Raw genomic sequence first — 22865 nt, 5'->3', positions numbered from 1 at the left:
TCTCGCCCATGGACATCGACATTGATATCGACGAGTTTGTCGAGCGGTACGTCGCGGTGTGGAATGAGCCCGACTCGGTGGCGCGCCGACGCGCTATCGCTGAGCTGTGGGACGCGGACGGTGTCGAGACCACCGAATCCGCGCGGTACCACGGTCACGACGCCCTCGAAGCCCGGATCACCGAGACGCACAACGATCTGGTGCGAGACACAGGATTCGTCTTCCGGTGCGCGGGCGACGCGACCGGTCATCACGACACGATCACCTTCACCACCCACATGGTCCCCTTAGCCGGAGGGGGCATCGCCTGGACCGGCCGCACCGTTCTCACCCTCGGCGAGAGCGGACTCATCCGGCACGAATACCAGTTCACCGTGGACATGGCGGCCGAGATGAAGGCAAGTACTCGTGCCACGGCGGAGGACTTCCTTCGTCGGCTGAGCGAGGGTGACCCGGACCGGATCGCCGAACTGTTTGCCGAACACGTCGACTGGCAGTTGAACTGGCCGGACAGCGGCCACCCGGCGGTGCCGTGGATCCGTCCCCGCTCGACCCGCGCCGACGTCGCCGACCATTTCCGGGAAATAGCCGCCTTCCATCTCCCTGAGGAGTCGGCCGGAACGGCATCCCGCGCCTCGTCGACAGCACGGACGCGATCGTGCTCGGCGGCATCCGGCAGACAGTAAAAGCCACAGGTAAGCCGTACACGGCCCTGTGCGCGCTCCACCTCACCGTCGAAGACGGCCTGATCACCCGGTACGCCGTCTACGAAGACAGCCTCACCGTCACCGAAGCCCTCGCCGGCCAGCCGGTACACCGCTGAATAACGGACCTGACCGGTATCGGAGCTACTCCCCGCCGGGCGGCGCAACCTCGCCAGCTACTGGACCAAGCGCGAGAGGCCATGCGCCACAAGGAAATCGTGGCGCTGTGGTGGAAGCGGCCACCAGGGGAGCGCTACGCGCGCACACCTGCCGAGATACCTCGACGTCGGGCACGGAGAGGTTTTCGACACTACGGTCCGGGCCGTATAGGCGAAGGGCTGCCGCCAGCTCGCCCTCGACCTTGCAACCGGCCGTACTCCGCCGCATCCTCATCACGCACAGGCAGACATGAAACCAGCAGCGGCGCAACACCGCTCGCGGTTCGCCCGAATCAGGACGATCACCCCCAGCCCCTAGCTAGCGACCGCCGACCGCCTTTAGTGGTGTCGTCGCCGGCGTGCTCGGTGTCGTGTATGCGTTTGGCGAGCTCCGCCCAGCGCTCGTGCGGCGCGGCGATGAACTCCATGAGGATGGCGGCGCTCTCGACGTTCGAGCCGATTCTTTTAGCTGGCCCTCAACGGCCTATGAGTGATGTCGAAATTCAGGGCGAAATCCGCGCGCAGCCGCTGTTCCCACGCCTGGGTGGTGATCATCGGACACCTCCTGGCGTCGGGTCGTGGTTCGGCAGCGGCATCATCACTTATGCGGCAGGACAAGTGGAGCCGATGTTCAGCTCGGACTCGATGGCGGTAGCAGCGAAATGTAGCCCGGCCTCCCGCAACTCGGTGATCCGGGCGCGGACTGTGTCCTCGCCGTACTCGCGGACGACGTCGGCAATTCCAAGGCGGCGCGGCGGGAAGCTGATCCCGGTGTCGGTCGCCGACCACAACCCCATGAGTGCGCTTTCCCTTCGATTGGCGTATCGCCCGCCGGTCAGCGAGTTGTTCCCGCCACCATTTCCTGTCAAGTCTCGGCCGATAGGTATGTCCTGGTCATCGGGGGCATCTAGGGATTTGATCCGGTCCCGCCTCCTGCAATGGGCTGTGGACCTCCAGAATCGACCACCGCCCACCCGATGTCGTCACCGCTGACACCTATCTGCGCTTCCGAACCACATTGTCGCCTGCCAGGGTGATGATGGGACCACTGGTTTGCCATGAGAATGGGACCGGGTTGAGTCCGGTCGCGGGCCGTGTGCTGATGGTGACTGATGACCGGGCTGTTGGTCAATCCGGGTCGGTCGGTTCGGTTGGTTTGCCGCGGCGCGGCTTCTGCCGTTGCCGGTAGGACTCGCCCTCGACGACGAGTTCGTAGGCGGCTGATTGCAGCCGGTCCATACCTCGGGCACCGGGCCATCGCGGTGGCAACAGCAGCGTCCACGACCACGGTGTTGCCTTCACTGCGAACGTCGCCGATCACCAGATCTGTGAAGTGCGGCAAGAACTTTCGAACCAGATCACCAAAGCACGCCCGCTACCATCGCCCATCATCAACCGGATCCGACGGCAACACGCCGACTAGCAGAATCACGATGTCTGCGCCAGAACCCTTCCACCTGGCAGCCGACAGCGGCCGAGATGCCTGGGGTGGGTGAGATCATGGTGCTGAGAACTGATCGGTTCCCGACGTGACATCGTCGCTTCAGGACCCAGCCTTGATCACGCGACAACGACATCCTTATGAGGGGGACCCGATGCCGACCTACATCGACCTCGGTGACGAGAACATCGGGTTCGTGAACGCCGATACGGTGACCTGCATCCAACGGGACGCCGGCGGCGGCTACATCATCATCGGATACCCCGACAACCAGAAGACCTTCCACTACAAGCAAGTTGGCCTAGCCACGGGCGCCGCCGTTCTTCAAGAGTTGTTGCGTGAACTCGGCAGACCCGCCACACAGCCGGGAACCCGCGTGATCACCCTGGAGAACGGCCATGTCGTCTCGCGCTATCTCTCGTAACCGATAGCCGTCGGCCCGGCGGACACTACCGCTCGTTCGGCGAGATGGACGAGGAAGTGCGTAACCACGGCGAACCCAGCCGCGCCACGCTCGTGCTGCGTGCGCTGGAAAGAGAGCGCCGCCGTATCGCCGCTATGCGGGATGCTCAGACTCTCGCGGCCTCCAACGATGTCGACGACATGGACGCGCTGGCGAACTACGCCGCCACCACGTTCGGCGATATCGACTGATGCGACCCATCCACGTGGCGCAACTCGACAAGTCCCGCCCGGTGGTCGTCCTCACGCGCGAAGTGGTCCGACCACATCGCAACAACATCACCGTGGCCCCGATCACCGGCACGATCCGCGGCCTGTCCACCGAGGTGGCCGTGGGCCGCGCCAACGGCCTCGACAAGGACTGTGTTGTCAGCTGCGACAGCATCATCACCATTCCTGCTACCGCACTGGGTAGACAGATCGGATTTCTGTTCCCCAACCAGGAGTCCGATCTCACCGGCGCGGTCCACAACGCCTTCGACCTCGACGCACCCTGACGGGGTTCGTTCCGCGAACCTACATGCGGCAGCTTGGCGGTTCCGGCTCGACATCAGTACCTGCCTGGACCTCACTCGCACCATATACGAGCGGCGTCTTCGCCCGCGATGGCAGTCGATGAGGCCCGGCCGATATCTCCGACAGCGACTTGCGATCGCTGCGCAGCAGTCGCGCGCCGACCAGTTCGGGTGGCTGTGTTACCGGCGGGGTCGGCTAAATTGGGAGAGTACTGCCTTTGCAAGGTAGATGGTGAGGGGTGGACGGGAGGAGGCTCGGTGGACGCGAAGGCCGAGGTGGCGGCGGGTCCTGCGACCTTCGACGAGCTGGTAGTAGAAATCCGCGGCCGGATGGATTCGCTGTCCGCCTCGCACAAGAAGCTGGCTCAGCGTGTGCTGTCCGATCCCGAAGCTGTGGCGTTCATGACCGTATCCGAGCTCGCGAGCGCGGTCGGGGTCAACGAGGCCACTGTCGTGCGCTTCGCGAATGGTCTGGGTTTGAAGGGGTACCCCGGGCTGACGCGATTGTGTCGCGAACGGCTGCAGGAGCAGGCGCAATTGTTGCGCCGCTTCGACAATCTCGAGCACCTCATAGCCGAGGGGGCGGGGCTGCGCGAACAGACCGTGGCGCTGGACCAGGCCAACATCGCCCGGACGTTCGCGCGCATCGACGACGCGATGTGGGAGTCGGTCGTCGATCGGCTGGCCCATGCACCCCGGGTGCACGTGATGGGGCTGCGCAAGTGTCACGCACCGGCGTATCTGCTGAGCTACCTGCTGGGGATGCTGCGCGAGGACGTGACGGCGGTCGATGCCAGCGCCGGATCCTTGACCGATGAACTGCGCCGGGTGCGTGCGGGCGATTGCTTCGTGGCGATGTCGATCCACCGCTACAGCCTCGACACCGTGCGTGCCGCGCAATGGGCTCGGCAGCGCGGTGCCCACGTCATCGCGCTGACCGATACCGCCGTCTCACCGCTGGCGGTGTCGGCGCACGACACGTTCTACATCGAGGCGTCCAGCGCCAGCGTGCTCCGATCGATGACGGCATTTACCTCCCTCGCCCAGGCGATGACGGGTGCGGTCGCACACATCCTGGGGCATCAGGTGCGCTCGACACTGCTCGAGGAGGAAAAACTGCTGGGCGAGTTCGGCGTCTACGCCACCGATACCGCCGGGCCGATAACGCAGGCGCGCCCGCCTACTCCGCCGCGGCCGTCGCCAGCTGGGCCGCGACCGTCCGGTGCTGATGAATCAGGCCTGCGGCGACGGCCGCGGCGGTGACCATCAGGGTCAGCGCGAGCGGAGTCCGGGTGGCCGAGGTCAGCGCCATCCCGCCGACGATTGCCAGCAGGATGACTCCGACCGCATAGGACAGGTATGAGGCGCCCCACATTTTTACCGGCAGGGCGGCAATCTGCACCGTGCTCTTGTTGCGACGTCCGACGATCTGGGTGACGCAGATACACAGGTAGACCATGACCGCGATCGCGCCAGAGGAGCTGAGCAGGAAGGTGAAAACTGCCCCGGTGGGCAGGAAGTAGTTCGCCACCACCGCAAGGAATCCGGCACTCGAGGCGGCGAGAACGCCGGCGTCGGGCACCCCGGAGCGGGCGGTCCTGCCAAGCAGGCGGGGGCCTTCGCCGCGTTGCGACAGTGAGAACAGCATCCGTGAGGACGAGTAGAGACCCGAGTTCAGACACGACAACACCGCGGTGAGCACGACCAGATTCATGATGGTATGCGCACCGGGAACTCCCAGCAGGTTCAGCACCGCGGTGTAGGGGCTCTCGGTGACTTGCGTTGCGTTCCAAGGCAATAGCGTGACGACAACGAGTATGGAGCCGACGTAGAAGATCAGGATGCGTCCGGCGACGCTGCGCATGCTCGCGCGCACCGCGCTGACCGGATCTTTCGCCTCGCCTGCGGCGATCGTCACCAGTTCGGTGCCGAAGTAGGAGAAGAACACCGTCAACGAAGCCACGAGCAATGGCGTGAATCCATTCGGGAGCAGGCCGCCGTGCCGGAGCAGGTTCGCCGTTCCTGGCGCGTGGTAGTGCGGGAACAGGCCGCAGACCGCCGCGATACCGATTCCGATGAAGGCCACGATCGCAATCACTTTGATCATGGCGAACCAGAACTCGAAACGCGCGAAGGAGGTCACTGCTGCCAGGTTCACGCCGGTCAGGGTGCTCATAAAGATCAGGGAGTACAGCCAGGTCGGCACCGACGGGAGGAGTTGGTTGGCGATCGCCGCACCGGCGATGGCTTCGAAAGCGACTGTGACACACCAGTGGTAGGCGTAGACCCAGCCGACCGACAGCCCGGCCCAGGAACCCAGTTCTCGGGAGGCGTAGCTCGAAAACGATCCCGTCTCGGGGCTGGCCGTGGCCAGTTCGGCGAGCATGCGCATCACCAGGATGATTAGGAGGCCGGTGAGTAGGTAGACGAAGACGATGCCCGGCCCGGCCGCGGAGATCGCCTTACCGCTGCCGACGAACAATCCGGCGCCGATGACTCCGCCGATACCGATCATCGTCAGCTGACGAGTGTTGATGCTGTGCTTCAGATTCCCTGAGGTGGGCACGATGCCTTCTTCCATGACCGTGGGCTGCTGGGCAACCAGGCCGATGTCCGCTACGACGAGTGCCTCACCGAATTAGCCCGCCATCCGGGCACCGGCGCCGTGGCGATCCATTCCGAGGGATTCGTCGACGGACGGGCGTTCCTGGTCGCCGCCGCTCGTGCCGTGGCGGACAAGCCGGTTGCCGTGCTGCGGGGCGGGCGATCGGAAGTGGGCCGCCGCGCCGCGCGATCGCACACCGGCTCGATCGCCGGATCGGACGCCGTGTCGTCGGCAGTGCTGCGGCAGGTCGGGGTCGAGTTGGTAGACCGCTCCGACGAGCTCGCCGTCGTCGCCGGCGCCCTTGCCACCTGCGCCCCGATTGCCCAGGGCCGCAAGGTTGCGATCCTCAGCGATGGCGGTGGCCACGCCACGCTGGCCGCCGATGCCCTGGCTGCCAGTGGCATCGAACTGGCCCGGCTCGGCGAGCAGACCCAGCAGCAGCTGCGGCAACTGCTCGGCAGCGCCGCCGCGGTGTCCGATCCGGTCGACGTGGCCGGCGCAACCGACGCCGACCCGATGGTGTTCGCCGAGGCTGCCGATATCCTCATGCGCGATCCCGAGGTCGGCCTCGTGATGATCATCGGCCTCTACGGCGGTTACCACCTCCGATTCGACTCCGGGCTGCGCGCGATCGAGGACGCCGCCGCTGACCGCTTGCTCGCGCTCGTCGCCGAACACGGTGTCCCCCTGCTGGTCCAGAGCTGCTACGCCGGTTCCGAGGTAACCAACCACGACCGCCTTCGGGCCGGTGGTGTACCGGTGCTCAGCTCCATCGATCACGCCGCGCGGGTAGTGGCGGCCCTGGAGCGGCGTGGCCGGAGGCTGGCCGATACCGCGCAACGCTCCTCGCTCGTACTGCCGCCCCAGGCCCCGGCCATTCAAGGCTCGGGACTTCTCGACGAGCCGACTGCACGGCGGGTGGTCGCGGCTGCCGGAGTCGACGTCGGCGCCTGGATCTTCGCTCGTACTGTCGAGGAAGTGGTCGCGGCTGTCGCCGGTTTTCAGCGACCGTGTGCGCTCAAGGTCGTTTCTCCGCAGGTGATCCACAAATCCGAGGTCGGCGGGGTCTGGCTCGGGACCGTGGCCTCCGATGCGGCCCTGCACGCCCAGGCGATCATCGACTCGGTCCACGCCCACGTGCCCGACGCCCGCATCGACGGTGTGATCGTCACCCCCATGGCCGATGCCGGGGTCGAACTGCTCGTCGGCGCCACCCGCGATCCGATCTTCGGACCGGTGGTGGCCTTCGGCAGCGGTGGGGTGATGGTCGAGGCGATGCGGGATGTCGCATTCCGGGCCGCCCCGTTCACCGAGCTCGAGGCCCGCGAAATGATCGACGATACGATCGCCTCCCGCGTGCTCGACGGCTACCGCAATCTCCCGGCGGTCGACCGGCACCAGCTGGCCCGATTCCTGGTCCGCATCGGCGATTTCGTTGCCGCGCACCCGGAGATATCCGAACTCGATCTCAATCCGGTCATCGCCTCAGGTTCCGATACAGTCCCGGTCGATGTCCGAATCATATTGTCAGACACGGCATCCGGAGACGGTAATGAGTGAACCGATCCTGATCGAACGCATTGGCGACGTTGTCGTCTGGACGCTGAACAACCCGGCGGCGCGCAACCCGATATCCGAAGCCGACACCATCACCGCCCTGGAGGACGCGGTGACGGCGGCCAATCGAGACCACAGCCTGCGGGTGGCAATTCTCACCGGCGCGGGGTCGGCGTTCTCTTCCGGCGGCAACGTCAAACACATGCGCGATCGGGCCGGAATGTTCGGCGGCACACCGGCGGAGCTGCGTCAGGGCTACCGGCACGGCATCCAGCGCATCCCGAAAGCGTTGTACCACTGCGAGATCCCCACAATCGCCGCCGTCAACGGTCCCGCCATCGGCGCCGGCTGCGATCTGGCGCTGCTGTGCGATCTGCGGATCGCCGCCGGCACCGCGGTATTCGCCGAGAGCTTCGTCCGGGTCGGCCTCATTCCCGGCGACGGCGGCTCCTGGCTGCTGCCGAGAGCGATCGGCATGGCCCGGGCGTGTGAGATGGCCTTCACCGGCGAACCGATCGATGCGGACACCGCCCTCGATTGGGGCCTGGTCTCCCAGGTCGTCGAACCCGACGCACTCCTCGATGCGGCCCACCGGCTCGCCGCCCGGGTATGCGCCAACCCGCCGCACGTGCTGCGGATGACCAAGCGACTACTGCGCGAGGGCCGGCACCAGAGCCTGGAAAGCCATCTGGAGCTGGCCGCGGCGATGCAGGCTGCCGCCCATCACACCGAAGATCACCAGGAGGCCGTCGCGGCCGTGCTGGACCGCAGACCGCCTGCCTTCACCGGCCGATGAGCAGATGGCGACCGCCGGGGCAGGCACCGTGAGCACGCCGATAGGGCGGCTGCTGGTGCGGGTTGCCCGCGATATCGGAGTGGCGTTCCAGCGCGGTGGCGAGGCGGTAGAGGGCTTGGCAGGCATTCTGCGCAGCGGCAAGCTTCGTCCGTCATGAGACCCGGCGACCGCCGCGGTCAATTCCTGACCACCATCGCACCGGGGACGGTACGCGTTTACGAGATGTTGGACCGGATCGGCATGTACACGCTTCTGACGCATTATGAACCGTCCCGGGTTTGGTACCCACCGGGTTATCTGGCACCGGCCGGTCGTTCGGCGCGGTGTGCATAGTAGTCGGCGTCGTATTCGACCGGCGGTATGCGGCGGAGTCGGTGCATGAGTCGGCTGGTGTTGTACCAGTGGACCCAGTCCGCAGTGAGGGTTTCGACGTCGGCGAGCCGGGTGAGTGGGCCGCGCCGGAACGGTGAGTTGTCTCCGATCGCTTCGGTCTTGCAGAGCCCAATTGTGGTCTCTGCCAATGCATTATCGAAGGCGTCGCCAACCGAGCCGATTGCTGGACCTGACCAACCCGATTCGGAGTAGCTATTCACCTGGGGTGGTGAGGTTTTCGGTGGTCGGTGTGGTATGCGTGCGTGGTTATGGGGCGGCTGCGGGTGTGAGGGCAGGCGGTAGCCACGGACCGGTGGTGAACAGTTGGGTGAGGGCGTCGAGTTTGTCGAGGCCCCATTTATGGGCGGTGTCGAGGTAGGAAGTGACGATCGCGAAGTCGGTGATTCCCTGCAGGGTTCGCCATGCTCCACCACTGGTTCGTTGCTGTATTTTGACTGGTCGGAGCGTTCTTTCGGCTTCGTTGTTCGAAAACGGGACGGTCAGGTCGGTCGCGAACCGCAAGATCATGTCTTCGTAGCGGGTGAACCGGGCCACCAGCTTGCGGGCGTCGGCGGCCAAGGTAGTTTTCCGGTCACGGTTGTCGTCGCGGCCCAGCCCGATCGCACCGGCGTAGGCGCGGCGGATCCCGGTGAGGGTGTCGGCGTCGAGAGCCGATGCCTCAGCGGCGCGGGCCCGGCCAGCGGCGGTGTGGGCGTCGAGCAGGCAGTCGATCATCGCTTTCGCCCATACCTGCCCGGCTGGATCGGCATCGTGGATCGACCGCAAGTCGCGCAGCAGGTGCGCACCGCACCACGCGTGGGCCGCTTTGAGGTGCGCGTACCCGGCGTAGCCGTCGCGGACCAGTACCCCGGTGAACTCGCCGAGCACACCACCGGCATCAATATCGTCGGCGGAGCGGCCACCGACGTGCATCAACGTCAGATAGTCGGTGCAGGCGACGTGCACGTACTTCAACTCCGCGGCGGCGCGGCCGGTGGTTTCGTCGGCATGCAACACCGGCGCGGTGGCCAGCAGAGTTCGCATGTGGACGGAGAACTGTCGTTCCAGCAGCCGCGCGGCGCGGCCACGCACCCCTGCCAGCCAGCCGGTCGAAATATCGAGGCCGCACAGTGCGACGAACAGATCCCGGCTCCGCCCGATCGGTAGGTAATGCCCGCAGGTCAGCAACGCCGCCCGGGCCAGAGCCACCGGCCCGATCCGCACCGGCGACCCCGCCGCCGCGATCACCGCGACATGCTCGGGTGCCGCATCGGCCCAGTCACCGGCAGTCACTGTCCCGCACCCGCATTCGCGGGCGATACGCCGATACTCGGTGATCACCGGCGCCGCCGCCGGTGCCGTGTCCACGACCTGGCGGCGTTCGCAGGCGACCTCGGCGGCACCGTCGAGCGAACACGAACACCCCTGGCAGCGGGGCGGTTCCAACCGGATCGTGTGGTTCGGGTCATCGTGCAGTGGCCGCGACGTGCCTGCCGAGCCTTTCTGCTTACCCGCCGACCGCCCCGACCGGGTCCGCGACGACCGCTTCTTGGCCGGTTTCTTGTCATAGGGCGAGTCCGACCCCGACGACCACCCCGAGTTCGACGAATCCGCAGCCAACCGCCGCTCCAGCACTGCGATCCGATCCGCCTGCGCCGCAGCCTGTTCGGACTGCGACCCCACCAGCGCCTTCAACTCTGTGTTCTCCGAACCCAACTCCACATTCGCGGCCCGCAACTCCGCATTCGCGGCCCGCAACTCCGCGTTCTCGGCCAGCACCACCCTCACCTGCGCCGTCAACTCGGCCACCCGCTCAACGAGCTGCTCAACCGACGACGCTCCAGACACCCCGCCACTATGCCCGACAGGCCATCACAATCCAACCGACACGCCATCAAACCCCAAGGGGGACAGCTGAATAGCTACGATTCGGAAACCGGTGCTGCAGGCGAGTTGCACACCACCCAACGTCTCCGCCAGTGGGAATACCGCAGAGTAATCCTAGTAGGACCGAATGGGAGGCAGGTCTCAGTAGCCATGACTACCACGCGCGTTGACGGAGCCAAATCCGCGGCCAAGAAACTCGAGGCCCAGCAGAATGCGACGGAGGGCCTCAAGCGGCTTGTCGTGGTTGTGCGGAACTACATTATCTTGTGCGTGGATCGGCTCGGTTCCGGTGACCCGGCCGCGGCTCCCGACTTCTCGGACCTGATCACTAAGAAAGACGATGGCAAGGACTACAAGTCGCTGACCGACACGAGCGACAAATCCAAGCTGACCACCGCCTACAACCAGAATGTCGACCATGTCAAAAAGGTCAGCAAGCAGTTGGCCGACCAGGACGGCGAGGTGGGTGGCCGGATCTCCGACGTCGCCGGCATCGCCGAAAGCACGTGCAAGCGGATCGAGGGCGAGATCACCACCCTGCAGAACGCCCTCGACTACCCGAAACTGCCAGCCCCTCCGCCCCATAACTTTGCGTTCGAGGGAACGATGATCAACGCCTGCCTCACCGCGATGGACAACGTCCACACCGACCTGCAGGGCGCCAGCACCAAGATCCAGCAGCACGCCAAGCAGATAGCCAACACGAACCCTCCCGTTGTCCCCACCGGCGGCTCGGTGACCCAAAACAGCCCCGGCCTCGCGCCGGTGAACTACGGCACGCCGTTGTCGAGTTCCCAGGTGCAAAGCATGGTCACCAATGTGACCGACGCAAAGAAGAAGAAGTTCCTCGAAACGGCACTGGCGCAGGTGGGCGACCCGTATGTCTGGGGCGCGGAGGGTCCGAACGCCTTCGACTGCTCAGGCCTGGTGCAGTATTCCGCCAAACAGGCCGGGATCACGAATATGCCGCGCACCGCGGATGCGCAATACCACGCGACAATGTCGCACCCGGTCAACCCGAGCAGCCTGCAGCCGGGGGATTTGATTTTTCCCAACGCGGAGTTCAACGGCGGCAACCCCGGTCACGTGATGATCTACGTGGGCAACGGCCAAGTGGTCGAGGCGCCGCACACCGGCGACCACGTCAAGGTCATCCCGCTCTCCCAGGTGCACGGCTTCCACGCCACCCGCTTCTAGGGGGTCCGCCGCAGCAATGCGGCGGACCTACCCGGCCACACCCTGCGCCGGCCGGGCGTTGAGTTCGTACAGCATCTTGCGGGACTCAACCTTATGCCGAGCGTCTTATCGCCGAGTCTGAAGTGTTGTGGGGCAATGGATGCCACCAGGGTGACCAAGCCGATCACATGCAGGGCGACGATCACCCCGACCATCGCGGCCCAGGCGGGCTCGTTCGGTGCGGGTCGGCGACGAGCGGATCGTCGTTCAGCGCAACCTGATGCGGTTGATCTCGGTGGTTGGGCACTCGGACATTCAGTCTCCGACTTGCCGCACACACTGGGTACCGTGGCGTTCATGAACTCGCTGCTGCACCGGATACTGGATATCGCCCCGGTGTGGGTCTACGTCTTCGTTACCCTCCTGGTGTTCGTCGAGGACGCCTTATTCGTCGGATTCGTGGTGCCCGGCGAGACGGCGGCGGTGCTCGGCGGGGTGGCGGCCAGCCAGGGCCACGTGCAACTGTGGGCGATGATCGTGCTGGTGGTGGCCGCGGCGATCGTGGGCGACAGCGTGGGCTACGAGGTCGGCAAGCACGTGGGGCCGCGCCTGTTGCAAGCCTCCGTGCTGGATCGGCACCGCGGACGTCTGGACCGCGCGCAGGACTACCTAGCCCGCCGCGGCGGGTGGGCGGTGTTACTGGGCCGCTTCACCGCATTCTTCCGCGCGATGATGCCTGCGCTGGCGGGGACCTCGCAGATGCCCTATCGCCGGTTCCTGACCTTCAATGCGGTCGGTGGCGTCGTATGGGGCACGACGTTTGTGGTGCTCGGGTTCGTCGCCGGGCAGTCATATGAGGCGGTGGCGAAGACCGTCGGGCGGGATATGGCGATCGCGGTGGCGGCGATCGTGATTGTGGCGCTGATCGTGTGGAAGGTGCGCGAACGGCGCCGCGAGCGGACGTTCGAGGCCGAATACAAGGCCGCCCACGACGCCGACTGAGCGCTCACCGACCTAAACGAAAGGTCAACGGCTGCAATCGAGTTGCTCGATGGGGGCGATCACGGGCCGACGGGTGGTCGGCCAAGGCATTGATCGGCGCGACGTGGGCCGCGCGGATTCGCTGCATCCGCTCGAGTACGACTTCGGGATACGCATTGCGTCCATGGATTGGCATTACCGCGTCCTTCGTAAGGTTCGCCTGATGCTATGGCTCAGCACTGACATCCCGGAGGCCTTAGGGCCCCGCACCCTTCGATAGCCATCGAAGGGATGCCGGTTAGCCAGGGCATCGTCACTGCGACGCTCGCACGTAGCGCCGCTCGGCCGCGCCCCGGATCGACCCGTTCAGGAGTGCCCTCGGTTACCCATCGTGCAACGGATTCCTGACCGACCGCAAAGCTCGTCTGCCATCGCGACGAGAAATGATCAGGACCTGTGGATGGCCGGGAAGCGTACCTTCCCGGATGATCTACGAAGCCATAGGTATTTGATCAAGTCCAGCGCGCCAACGCTGGCGGGAAGGTACGCCGGTGCTCAAGGTAGTTCACGATGCGGCGGAGTCCAACGATCCCGGTGTGTCCTGCGCCCGGTCGTTGCTCGATGAGATTGTTCGCGACGGTGCCCGCAAGATGCTCGCCGCAGCGTTGCAGGCCGAGGTCGCGGCCTATATCGAGCGGTTCGCCGACCAGGTCGACGACGAAGGCCGGCGGCTGGTGGTCCGCAACGGCTACCACGTCGAGCGGGAGGTCCTGACCGCCGCGGGTGCGGTGACGGTGAAGGCACCGCGTGTCAACGACAAGCGTGTCGACCCCGAATCCGGTGAGCGGCAGCGGTTTTCCTCGGCGATCCTGCCCGCGTGGGCACGAAAATCGCCGCAGATGACGGAGGTTCTGCCGTTGTTGTACCTGCATGGGCTGTCCAGCGGCGATTTCGGGCCGGCGTTGGAGCAGTTCCTCGGCACGGGCGCGGGCCTGTCGGCGGCCTCGATCACCCGGCTCACGACGCAGTGGCAGGACGAAGCCCGCACCTTCGCCGCCCGCGACCTCTCAGGCACCGACTACGTGTACCTGTGGGTCGACGGCATCCACCTCAAAATCCGGCTCGACCAGCAGAAACTATGCCTGCTGGTGATGATCGGGGTTCGCGCCGACGGCCGCAAGGAGCTCGTCGCATTGACCGACGGCTATCGCGAGTCGACCGAGTCGTGGGCCGATCTGCTGCGTGACTGCCGCCGCCGCGGCATGACCGCGCCGGTGCTCGCCGTCGGTGACGGCGCGCTCGGATTCTGGAAGGCGCTGCGTGAGGTATTCCCCCTGACCCGAGAGCAGCGTTGCTGGTTCCACAAATCCGCGAATGTCCTTGCAGCGCTGCCGAAGTCGGCGCATCCTGGCGCGTTGGCGGCGATGAAGGAAATCTACATGGCCGAGGACATTGACAAGGCACAAGTCGCGATCAAGGCCTTCGAGATCGACTACGGCGCGAAATACCCGAAAGCGGTCGCCAAGATCGTCGATGACGCCGACGTGCTGCTCGAGTTCTACAAATACCCGGCCGAACACTGGATCCACCTACGCACCACAAACCCGATCGAAAGTACTTTCGCCACAGTGCGTTTGAGGACGAAGGTCACCAAGGGGCCGGGTTCCCGCGCGGCCGGGCTCGCCATGGCCTTCAAGCTGATCGAGGCCGCTCAAACGCGCTGGCGGGCCGTCAACGCCCCACACCTAGTCGCACTCGTCCGGGCCGGGGCCGTATTCCACAAGGGCAAACTCCTGGAACGGCCCGCCGACATCACCCCGAACACACCGACCAGCCCGTCATCAGCCGAGGCGGAGGAAGTCGCCTGAAACTTGCTGATCCACAGGTCTTGACAATATCTCATCGCGACGCCCGGTAATGGCTACCTGCTTGTGACACCCGGCCCCTACTGCCTTCCACGGTCCAGGCGGATCTGCGCTGCCAGGGCGCGGTGGTCTGCGCCTGGTAGGTCCACTGTCTCCACCGCGACCGTGCGCCCCTCGGCGACGAGGATATGGTCGATACCGACCAGGGGCGGCCATCGTTTGTCGGTGGGATAGGTGACCAGGTGTCCGGCGCCCGCCTGTTCGGCGGCGTCGCCGAAACGTCCTGACAACATCGCGCGGTACTGCCAATGATCGTAGGTCGCGTTGAAGTCGCCACCGACGATCACCGGCCGATCCAATGGCGACTGCTCGAGAATTGCGCGCAGACGGGACAACTCGTCGGCCCACACCTGGGTGCCGAACACCGGGGGCACCGGATGGAAGGCGTACACCGTGACCGGTCCAGCGCCCGGAATGTCTGCGGTCGCCGAGAGCTGGTTCAGCACGAACCCGTCATACTCAACGGTCTCCGACAGCGGGTAGCTGCTCCAGATTCCCGTCCCGGCCGCAGTCCTTCCCGGGGAGAGATGCCGGTACGGCAACACCTGGTCGAGCCCTGCACGGCCGAGACCCTCGACCGCCGCCGGGGTGAGTTCGTTGACGGTGAGCACACCGATGTTCCGCGCGCGTACCTGGTCGACCAGCGCCCCGGGATCCGCTCCGTCGAACAGAAGATTGGCCTGCATCACCATCACGGCAGGTCCTTCGACGCCACCCGAGCGATGGACGTACAGCGGAGCTTGAGTCCACACCGCGGCGGCCACGACAACGACCGCCACACCCGCACTGACCCAGCGTCGCATGGCTACAAACGCCACAATCCCAACGAGCGCGGCACCCATCAGATACGGCGCACCCGAAGCCGCCAAGACCAACACTCGAGACCCCGACCGACTGAAGTGCAACGCGACCCCAGCGGCTCCCGCCAGTGTCGCAGTCCACGCGAGCATGCCGACACCGACCCGAACCAACTTCGACATCACACCCAACAGACAAACACACAAGTCCCACAACGCATGTCGATGGCCAAGTGGAGACAGGAGACGAGGACGGTCGAAAACGTGACTTTCTCGTCACTGGCCCTCGCGGGCCGAAACAACGCACGGTAAACCCGCGGGCGATACCTCTACGATCCAGTGGGCATCGCGGCTGCGCCTTCTTTTCATCGGCGGCGCCGGGCGGCGGGATCGGTTCCGGCCTGCCACCGCCCGAGTGCCTCGGCCGACACTTTGGTGTACTTGGCGAGCGACCGCACTGAGGTGTGCCCTGCGCCGCGCGGTGGGCCACCCGACCACTGGCGTCCGGTTGGCAACAGCGGCTCGATGTGCGCGCTGTCCTTGGCGTCGTCGAGGACGAGCAGAACACGTTTGCCTGCCAAGCGATCTCGCCACATACTGCGGCGGTCTTGCAGACTGTCAGGGATGGCACGGGGATCGACACCGAGATTGGTGAGCAGCCCGGCAAGCACATCGATGGGCTCTGCCAGGGTCTGACCTGGGGTGTGGGCGTGGAGGTCCACGAAGAAACGGCCGTCGGGAAATTGATCGGCCAGCCGATGTGCGGCACGGGTGACCAGTGCGGAGTTGCTCCGGTTGTTAGACCGTTGGTGGACTTGGTGGAACCCGCCAAGTCCACCAACGGAATTCAGTCGGTGCCCGGCTCCAGGATCGTCTGACTACTTCGGAGTTTCTCACCGAGCGCTGTTGTCCGTCGCTCGTACTCCGCAGCCGTCACCTCCTGCACCTCGAACCCCGGCGTCACCTCGCTGCCCAGATGCTGACATGACATCTCAAAGTGCTGGGCGACATACGCCGGATCCTGCATACGCCGATCAACCTCCACCGTCAGCTTCGCTATTGCGTCATGACGGTCTGCGCCGACGACGTACCAGTCTTCGCCCGGGTAGTAGGCGCGCAACGATCCGTCAGCCTGCGGCACGAACTCGGGCCGCTGCGTGACATGCAGTCCCGGCTCAGGGGTTGGCTGCCGGTCCTGGCGCATAGAAGGTCTCCCTCGAACCGTCGTCATGAATTGCATAACATACGTACTGCATGCCAGGATGGCCGACGAACGGCCCCGTGTACACACAGTTGATCGTCGTCGCCAATGCGGGCGCGGCCATCACGCCCGCGGGTATGGCCGCTACCACGGCAGCGGCGGCGAACGACACGAGTCTCCTCGTCATTGAACCCCAATGGTCGTCACGGACTATCTTCATCTCGGTCCCCCGATCGGGCGGGTCTGGGTTTGGTCTATCAGCGAGCGGCCGATCGGATGCTGTTGATGAGCGACCTGGGCGGATGCCATAGCTGGAGGGTGCTGACCCCGCGATTTATCTGCGATAGCTCAAAAGCCGGTACCTGGGCCTGTGGAGCTCGAGGATGACGCTTACCGTGACTCGCCAGCTGACTGGACCTCAGCGCTGGCACTTTGGCTTGGCCGGGACTGGTCGACTCTGGAAACTATGCGCGGTACCGGCCACGCTGGGGGGCGGCCCGACAGCAAACGCCCAGTTCGATTCGCGCTACCGCCGGATTCCGCGCGGCTGCTCCTCGACCCCCTTGGCTCCCGCGGGTTCAAGCGAACTGAGGGTTCTTCACCGGGAACCCAAGGGTTCGTTCAGTCTGCGAGTTGTTTCGACCCGTGGGTTCGTCTCAACTCGGAGCATGTCGCTCGATCTCGGCTTCCAGAAGCTGCCGCGCTGCGGCCGCGTAGCGGATGGCGGTCTTCTCGTCCAAGCCGAAGACGACGGCCAGGTGTAGAGGATCAGGACCTTGGGTGAGGGCTTCCTCGAGTTGGCGGTCGACACGTAAGCGTTCGAGTGTGGCGTGCTGTCCACGGAATCCGTCACCGATCCAGTGCGCGCTGGCCGGCGTGAGCTTGTGGGCGGTCTGATTGTTGATGATCAGGTGCGGGTTGGCGGTGTAGGGCCAGCGGGTTCGACGGTAGTTGAGCCATTCCAGCAGCAGCTGGTAGGTGAGTTCGTCGAGTGGCCGGACATGGGCCGCGATGGTCAGGCGCCGGTTGCCGAGGTCGGCGTCGTCGAGTTGCAGAGCCCGGATCGTTGCTGAGCGGGCGGCGTGGACGGCGGCCAGTGCAACTATCAGCCGATCGGCGGGGCGCGCGGCACCGTTGACGGTTCGCTGTATCTGGTCGGGGTCGAGGGGCTGGATAAGCTTCGCGCCCCGGTCGCCGACCCGGATTCGGCTGGTTGGGTTGATGAAGACGACGCGGGTTTTCTTGCAGTGCTTGAACAGTGACCGCAGCACGACCAGGGTGCCCTGTCGCGCCGAGCCGTGCAACGACTCGAGTGCGGCGATCACATCGTCGCGGGTGACCTCGCGCAGGTGGTCGCGGTGGGCGGACCAGTCGAGCAGGAGGGGACGAATCGTGTTCGCATAGGTCCAGACGGTGCCGATCTTGCGGGGCCGAGCACGTGGGCCGCCGTCCCGCAGGGTCCGTAGCCATGTCTCGGTCTCTTGGGCGATACCCGCCGCGATGCCGTCGAGTTTGCCTTCCAGCCAATCCTCGAACGACGGTTGCCGGTCATCGACCAGGATGCCCATCTCGCCCAGCACGTAGCCGACATGATCGACAGTGAGGTCGAGTGCCCGCAGGGCCGCGAACATCGCCGAGTAATGCACCACATCGCCGTCGATGTGACGCGACAGCAGAATGATCAGCGACCGTTGGACATCGTCTCGGACCCCGCGTGACCAACCGCGCCGCTCGGCGGTCTGGTGGGCGAGGTAGCGAGCCCAGCGCAGCCATCGGTTGTCGGTGTCGGTGTCGGTGTCGGCGTGCTCATCGAAGCGGAGGTAATCCCGCACGGGACTGTCGAACAGAAACATCTGCATGCAGCTGGTATCTGGCCGATGAGCTGGTGACGGTGACGGTTTGAGGGGCCTGCCGCGCCGGGCGTAGCGGCGTGGCGGGTCGGTTGTCGCGCCGCGGGTCGAGCCCATATCGGCGAAGAACAGTTGGTGGTAACGAACCTCGTGCAGGTGGTCGACGGCGGTGGTCGGCACCAGACCGTCGGCTTCTCGGGCGAGTTTGCGGGCCTGATTCCAGCACAATCGACAGTGCTTGTTCTTCAAAGCGACGATGCGTGCGCAGCCGGCGCATTCTGTGACGGCGTGGTCGCGAGTGAACATGTAGCACGCCGCGCACAGACCTCGGCCGAATTTGCCCCAGGCCAAGCAGCCTGCGCAGGTCCGCGCTGCGGGTCCGCGGCCGGTCACTCCGGTGGCAGTGAGCGGCCGTCGCGGCGTTTCGGGGTCACGACAGGGCCATTGTTTCCGGCGGCAACAGCTTTGGAAATCGTTGCAGTGCCAGGTTTTTGGACTTTCTCCGGTTCGGGGACAAGAATTTCCCCGATGGGGCAGCCCAGCACCACGCAGATGATGTCGAGATCGTCGAGCTTGATGCTCGCGGGGTTGCCCGACCACAAGCCCGACATCTTCCCGGCGCTGATCACCAGGCCGTGCGCGGCGAGCAGGTGCTGAAGTTCACTGGCCTTCCAGATGCCGCGGTTGGCGGCGGCCAGGCGCAGGTTCCATTTCATGACAGCAGTCCTTCCAAGCGATGCGCCGCGCGTTGTTGGCCCGCGACCCAGGCGTCCTCGATCCGGGTCCGGTGAACGTGAACATAATTCAGAGTCGAAGAGATCCAGGAATGCCCTAACAGCTCCTGGATCGCGATCAGATCCACACCCGACAAATACAGCTGGCTCGCCGCGAAATGCCGCAACACGTGCGGAGTGAGGGTGTCAGCCCATCCCGGCAGGTGCGTGCCGGCTGCCCCGGCGAGGCCCGCACGAAGGGCGTCGTCACCCACCCTGCGGCAGGTTCCGTCGGTGTTCTTGCGCTCCGAAGGGAACAACGGCGCACCGGGCCGCTGGTGGTCGTCGTCGAAATGGCCCCACACGTCCTCGACGAACCAACGCACTGTCCGGTCGGCGCCGTTGATCAGCGGCACCATCCGCTCCCGTGGGCCGCTTCCGCGAGCGCCCTTGCCGATTCGGACGTGCAGTTTGCCGAACCTGCCCAGCTCCCATTTGATGTCGGCAAGATCAAGGTTCCGGGCCTCGTTCACGCGCAGTCCGACCTGTGACATCAACTGGGCCGCAACATAATTGCGGGCAGTCGGGCCGAACTTGCGGCAACTCGTCAACTCCTCGCGCCACCCAGCGAACAGCACCTTGACCTCGGCCTCGGTCGGCGGTATCCGCAACGCCGCCTGCTTGAGGCCGCGCGGCTTGTTCATCTCATCGATGGGGCACTCGACAACCCGGCCCGTCATCGCGTGGATTTCGACCTTGTGCCGCAGTTCGAGGAACGCGAAGAACGTCGTCAACGCCTGTGCCCGCCCCAAACGGGTGCCCTTCGCCGCTCCGCGCAACACCTGCCCGAAGTAGGCGTCGGCGTCAGCGGGTTCCATGTCCCACAACGGTTTACAGAACCACGCCCGCACCTGCTCCAAGTGGTTCACATCACCGCTGATCGTGCCGTCCGCCAACCCGGCCGACGCACGAGCCAGCACGAACCCCGCCAGCACATCGGTCTCGAAGTCCGCGAGTTCCTCCGGAGTCGCCGGAGACCGCAGATCGCGCAGATCCCGCACCACAGCCAGGCTCAACCCGCGACCCCACCTTCAGCTCAGACAATCATCCTTCGGATCGCCCGAACCTACTTCATTAATTCTGAACTTCAGTCAAGACACGCCAACCCATCCGAACAGAACGAAAATCCCCAGGTCCAGGGGCGGAGCGGTCCACAGGTGCTCAGTAAGCAATCGCTGGACTCACGGGTTATCTCTTAACCCTCACGGCTGTTTCACAGGCTCGGGCATTCGGTTGCGCACCCGTCCGAACGTCATCCGGTAGAGCACGCCGTCCCCGACCACGAGCGTGTGCCACAGCACGCCGGCCAGGTGCGCGGCGAAGGTGAAGTACAGGACGTAGCCGGCGACGATGTGCGCACACAGCAGCGCGGCGAACACGGTGATGTTCGCGGGCGCGATCGCCGGTAGATACCACGATCCGAACAGGACGATCGGCTGCCCCGACGCCGACACGAGTCCCCACCCGAACAACGGCTGCAGCACGAGCAGTACGTAGAGCAATCGCTCGGAGTACTTGGCCACCAAGCGGTCCAGTCGCGTCATGCCGGGCGGCCACGGCGGCGGCGTGTGCCGCAGCCGCCACCCGATCCGGATCAGCGCGAATAGCAGGATCGCGAGGCCCAGCGGTTCGTGAATAGTGACAAGCAGGTGGAAGTCGCTGATCGAGCCGACCATGAACACCCCGATAAAGAGCATGGCGATCACGAGCACGGCCATGAGCCAGTGCAGGCAGCGTGCGACAGCGGTGAACCTGGCATCACTGTTCATCGTCGACCGCCGCCACGTTGACCGCGCTGGGAGTGTGCGGTTCGCGGGTGCGCCGCTGGTAGGACTTCGCGTACACCGATGACCGCGCCGCGAGCAGCGGATCGTCGGACGCGTCGATCCCGGTCGGCAGCACGAGCGGGTCGAAGTTGATGTCGCGGGCGTTGCCCGGCGCCTCGGTCGACACCGAGTCGATGCTGAGCGTGCCGACCTCGACCTGTCGCCGGTTCGCGGGCCAGGCCTGCGTCGCGTCGTTTGTCGGGTCACCCGGCTCCGCGACCGTGACCACCAGCCGCCAGCGCACCGGCTCCCGCGCGACCCGCTCTATCAATGCGTCGAATAGGTAGTCCCGGCCCGCCCCCTGCGTACCCGCGACGAACGGGTCCTCGGCACACAGGCTCCACCGCACCGGCACCGTCGTGCCCGCCGCGTTGGTGAACCGGAACGCGTTGAGCCCGTGGAACGGGCTGTTGAAAAATCCGCTCGACGGCGGCGTCCGGTTGACGACAGCCATCGCGCGCGCCGTCTCCGGGTATTCGGCGAGGAACGCGGCAAGCTTCGCCGGGTCCGGTCGGCCGGTCGCGTCCACCGGTTTCGTGGCGAGCAGCCGGTCGTAGAACCCCTGCGGCACGCGGTCGAGGAAGACCGGGATGTTCACCATGGCGGTGCGCCACTGCTCGCGGTTGGCCAGGTGGAACAGCACCGCGAGCCCGCGCACGGTCGCGTTCGCGTCAGAGACCACTGGCATACCGCCGGACAGCGAGAACCGCGCCGTCACCGGCGTGACCCCCGGCCGGAACACCGAGGCGCTCGACAGCGCGACGCCTGCCCCGTTGCTGGTGAACGTGCCCAAAGCACTCAGGCCCTTGGCATGGTTGCGTCGGAAACCGTCATGGCGGCCGTAGACCCGCTCGAACCGGTTTACGAACCTCGACGGGCTCAGGCTCTCCGGCGTCAACCAGCCGCCCGCCCACAGGAACGCGCCGACGTTGACCGCGGAGATTCCGCCCACCGCGGCCATACCCACCAGCGCGCCGCGCCGGGGCAGCCCACGTCGCCGCAGGTCCTGACGCTCGGCTGATGGTGCGGGGTCGGGCTGTGTGTGGTCGTCCACACTCTTCTCCCTCGCGACGGTGACGCTAGAGGTATGTCCCTTTGGATGCTACGCAGTGCGCACGCCGACGCGGGCCGCGCAGATGGTGACGGGCCGATGTGGCTGCGTGTCGTTCGAGGGGCTCGTCATTCAGCGGCGTTCCAGGCGGGTGCCAGGTCGCAGCGTGATCGCCATGATGGGGCTGGGTTCGGCCAGCTCGATGCGGTGGCTCTTCCCTAGTTTCAGTGGGTAGTTGAGCGTGTTAAACGAGCGTCTCTCTTAACCGCGCGGACAGCATCGACGATGTGGACATGATCCGGGGGTAGCGGTCCAAACGGCCCAAATCTGGCGCTAACGGGATGGAACCGCTTCTGACCAGGCGCCTTGCTGTCGGCAAGCCCAAAACTGCGAAATCCGGCGCTAAGGGAGTTTCCGCAGACAAATGCCGTTTATCTCCGGTAGAAACCCCGGTGCCGACCTGGGCGGATGCCTCGGCCGGAAGGTAGGCCAGCAGGGTGAGGGCGGCGTGCTCGCAGCCTCGCGCATGGTGTCGATCTCACGGCAGATGTCGATGGCGTGCTCGGCCTGCTCCAGGTCGGCGTTCAGCAGGGCGTTCGTGGCTGCGGCGACGGCGCAGCGGTCGTACCAGCCGGTTTACCCGGTCCGCGAACTCCGTCACCCGCCCACCCCCTCTCTCCGTGGTGCCCGCCGGTCACCGGGTGAAGGGTGTCCACCCACTCGAGCGGCATCCGGTACGTGCCAAGACCCGCCGGGCGGGCGGTAGGTGTGAGGCCTGCGAGCACCCG

The 22865-nt window shown here is 65.5% G+C and carries 23 protein-coding genes and 2 pseudogenes; 12 read left to right on the top strand and 13 right to left on the bottom strand.

Translation table 11 applies throughout. The annotated features are described in order from the left end of the window. Window positions 1-8: 8 nt before the first annotated feature. Together ACV7NQ_RS04550 and ACV7NQ_RS04545 are read left to right on the top strand one after the other, a co-directional pair. Complete coding sequence (locus ACV7NQ_RS04550; RefSeq protein ID WP_463358466.1) at window positions 9-686, top strand: nuclear transport factor 2 family protein; 678 nt, start codon at window positions 9-11, stop codon at window positions 684-686. Then, complete coding sequence (locus ACV7NQ_RS04545; protein WP_463358465.1) at window positions 659-823, top strand: nuclear transport factor 2 family protein; 165 nt, start codon at window positions 659-661, stop codon at window positions 821-823. Before ACV7NQ_RS04550 ends, ACV7NQ_RS04545 begins: the two co-directional genes overlap by 28 nt. Before the next feature lie 641 nt (window positions 824-1464). Here the strand turns inward: ACV7NQ_RS04545 and ACV7NQ_RS04540 are convergent. Beyond that, window positions 1465-1659: a hypothetical protein gene (locus tag ACV7NQ_RS04540; RefSeq protein WP_463358464.1), complete on the bottom strand. Its 195-nt coding sequence runs from the start codon at window positions 1657-1659 to the stop codon at window positions 1465-1467. A 331-nt stretch (window positions 1660-1990) separates the two neighbouring features. Further along, window positions 1991-2101 (bottom strand): annotated as a pseudogene (locus ACV7NQ_RS04535) (ATP-binding protein); the annotation flags it as partial. Between the two features lie 356 nt (window positions 2102-2457). Here ACV7NQ_RS04535 and ACV7NQ_RS04530 point away from each other — a divergent pair. From ACV7NQ_RS04530 to ACV7NQ_RS04515, 4 genes are all read left to right on the top strand, one after another. Continuing rightward, the gene (locus ACV7NQ_RS04530) at window positions 2458-2727 is read left to right on the top strand and encodes a hypothetical protein (RefSeq protein ID WP_463358463.1); all 270 of its coding nucleotides are present in this window, start codon (window positions 2458-2460) and stop codon (window positions 2725-2727) included. A gap of 44 nt (window positions 2728-2771) precedes the next feature. Next, window positions 2772-2957 (top strand): antitoxin, encoded by a 186-nt coding sequence (locus tag ACV7NQ_RS04525; protein ID WP_463358462.1) that lies wholly within the window; start codon window positions 2772-2774, stop codon window positions 2955-2957. Then, entirely contained in the window at window positions 2957-3262 is a 306-nt protein-coding gene (locus tag ACV7NQ_RS04520) for a type II toxin-antitoxin system PemK/MazF family toxin (protein ID WP_463358461.1), read from the top strand. The genes ACV7NQ_RS04525 and ACV7NQ_RS04520 overlap by 1 nt, the downstream gene beginning before the upstream one ends. Before the next feature lie 276 nt (window positions 3263-3538). Beyond that, window positions 3539-4543, top strand: a complete 1005-nt coding sequence (locus ACV7NQ_RS04515) for a MurR/RpiR family transcriptional regulator (RefSeq protein ID WP_463358460.1) — start codon at window positions 3539-3541, stop codon at window positions 4541-4543. Here the strand turns inward: ACV7NQ_RS04515 and ACV7NQ_RS04510 are convergent. Further along, window positions 4461-5846, bottom strand: coding sequence for an amino acid permease (locus ACV7NQ_RS04510; protein WP_463358459.1), 1386 nt, complete (start codon window positions 5844-5846; stop codon window positions 4461-4463). The two genes, ACV7NQ_RS04515 and ACV7NQ_RS04510, sit on opposite strands and share 83 nt — an antisense overlap. Before the next feature lie 24 nt (window positions 5847-5870). Here ACV7NQ_RS04510 and ACV7NQ_RS04505 point away from each other — a divergent pair, with 24 nt between their 5' ends. From ACV7NQ_RS04505 to ACV7NQ_RS04495, 3 genes are read left to right on the top strand one after another with little or no spacing between them, the layout of a single operon-like run. Then, window positions 5871-7445 (top strand): acetate--CoA ligase family protein, encoded by a 1575-nt coding sequence (locus ACV7NQ_RS04505; protein ID WP_463365537.1) that lies wholly within the window; start codon window positions 5871-5873, stop codon window positions 7443-7445. Continuing rightward, window positions 7438-8238: a crotonase/enoyl-CoA hydratase family protein gene (locus ACV7NQ_RS04500; RefSeq protein WP_463358458.1), complete on the top strand. Its 801-nt coding sequence runs from the start codon at window positions 7438-7440 to the stop codon at window positions 8236-8238. The genes ACV7NQ_RS04505 and ACV7NQ_RS04500 overlap by 8 nt, the downstream gene beginning before the upstream one ends. A gap of 28 nt (window positions 8239-8266) precedes the next feature. Then, complete coding sequence (locus ACV7NQ_RS04495) at window positions 8267-8395, top strand: hypothetical protein (protein ID WP_463358457.1); 129 nt, start codon at window positions 8267-8269, stop codon at window positions 8393-8395. Between the two features lie 136 nt (window positions 8396-8531). Here ACV7NQ_RS04495 and ACV7NQ_RS04490 read toward each other — a convergent pair. Together ACV7NQ_RS04490 and tnpC are read right to left on the bottom strand one after the other, a co-directional pair. Then, window positions 8532-8798 (bottom strand): annotated as a pseudogene (locus tag ACV7NQ_RS04490) (integrase core domain-containing protein); the annotation flags it as partial. 79 nt (window positions 8799-8877) lie between these two features. Next, window positions 8878-10368 carry an IS66 family transposase gene (gene tnpC / locus ACV7NQ_RS04485; RefSeq protein ID WP_463365536.1) on the bottom strand — a complete coding sequence of 497 codons (1491 nt, stop codon included), beginning with the start codon at window positions 10366-10368 and terminating at the stop codon, window positions 8878-8880. Window positions 10369-10767: 399 nt separating this feature from the next. On the opposite strand from tnpC, the gene ACV7NQ_RS04480 reads away from it, so the two are divergent. The 3 genes from ACV7NQ_RS04480 to ACV7NQ_RS04470 all read left to right on the top strand — a co-directional run bounded on the left by ACV7NQ_RS04480 (window position 10768) and on the right by ACV7NQ_RS04470 (window position 14522). Next, window positions 10768-11694 carry a C40 family peptidase gene (locus ACV7NQ_RS04480; protein WP_463358456.1) on the top strand — a complete coding sequence of 309 codons (927 nt, stop codon included), beginning with the start codon at window positions 10768-10770 and terminating at the stop codon, window positions 11692-11694. 336 nt (window positions 11695-12030) lie between these two features. Beyond that, window positions 12031-12675, top strand: coding sequence for a DedA family protein (locus ACV7NQ_RS04475; RefSeq protein ID WP_463358455.1), 645 nt, complete (start codon window positions 12031-12033; stop codon window positions 12673-12675). A 530-nt stretch (window positions 12676-13205) separates the two neighbouring features. Further along, a complete protein-coding gene (locus ACV7NQ_RS04470) occupies window positions 13206-14522 on the top strand; it encodes an IS256 family transposase (RefSeq protein WP_463358454.1) in 1317 nt (438 codons plus the stop codon). A 77-nt stretch (window positions 14523-14599) separates the two neighbouring features. Here ACV7NQ_RS04470 and ACV7NQ_RS04465 read toward each other — a convergent pair whose 3' ends face one another. The 8 genes from ACV7NQ_RS04465 to ACV7NQ_RS04430 form a co-directional block, all read right to left on the bottom strand. Continuing rightward, window positions 14600-15559 carry an endonuclease/exonuclease/phosphatase family protein gene (locus ACV7NQ_RS04465; protein ID WP_463358453.1) on the bottom strand — a complete coding sequence of 320 codons (960 nt, stop codon included), beginning with the start codon at window positions 15557-15559 and terminating at the stop codon, window positions 14600-14602. 182 nt (window positions 15560-15741) lie between these two features. Next, complete coding sequence (locus ACV7NQ_RS04460; protein ID WP_463358452.1) at window positions 15742-16098, bottom strand: hypothetical protein; 357 nt, start codon at window positions 16096-16098, stop codon at window positions 15742-15744. Window positions 16099-16223: 125 nt separating this feature from the next. Continuing rightward, window positions 16224-16580, bottom strand: a complete 357-nt coding sequence (locus tag ACV7NQ_RS04455) for a hypothetical protein (RefSeq protein WP_463358451.1) — start codon at window positions 16578-16580, stop codon at window positions 16224-16226. Between the two features lie 653 nt (window positions 16581-17233). Then, window positions 17234-18655 (bottom strand): hypothetical protein, encoded by a 1422-nt coding sequence (locus tag ACV7NQ_RS04450; protein WP_463358450.1) that lies wholly within the window; start codon window positions 18653-18655, stop codon window positions 17234-17236. A 161-nt stretch (window positions 18656-18816) separates the two neighbouring features. Beyond that, window positions 18817-19143, bottom strand: coding sequence for a helix-turn-helix domain-containing protein (locus tag ACV7NQ_RS04445; RefSeq protein ID WP_463358449.1), 327 nt, complete (start codon window positions 19141-19143; stop codon window positions 18817-18819). Beyond that, the gene (locus ACV7NQ_RS04440) at window positions 19140-20216 is read right to left on the bottom strand and encodes a tyrosine-type recombinase/integrase (protein ID WP_463358448.1); all 1077 of its coding nucleotides are present in this window, start codon (window positions 20214-20216) and stop codon (window positions 19140-19142) included. Before ACV7NQ_RS04440 ends, ACV7NQ_RS04445 begins: the two co-directional genes overlap by 4 nt. Window positions 20217-20402: 186 nt before the next feature. Further along, a complete protein-coding gene (locus tag ACV7NQ_RS04435) occupies window positions 20403-20969 on the bottom strand; it encodes a cytochrome b (protein WP_463358447.1) in 567 nt (188 codons plus the stop codon). Further along, a complete protein-coding gene (locus tag ACV7NQ_RS04430) occupies window positions 20959-22080 on the bottom strand; it encodes a catalase family peroxidase (protein ID WP_463358446.1) in 1122 nt (373 codons plus the stop codon). Before ACV7NQ_RS04430 ends, ACV7NQ_RS04435 begins: the two co-directional genes overlap by 11 nt. Window positions 22081-22865: the final 785 nt, after the last annotated feature.

The organism is Nocardia sp. Tas62D01, from assembly GCF_055232035.1.
This window is presented reverse-complemented; position numbering and strand designations above follow the sequence as displayed.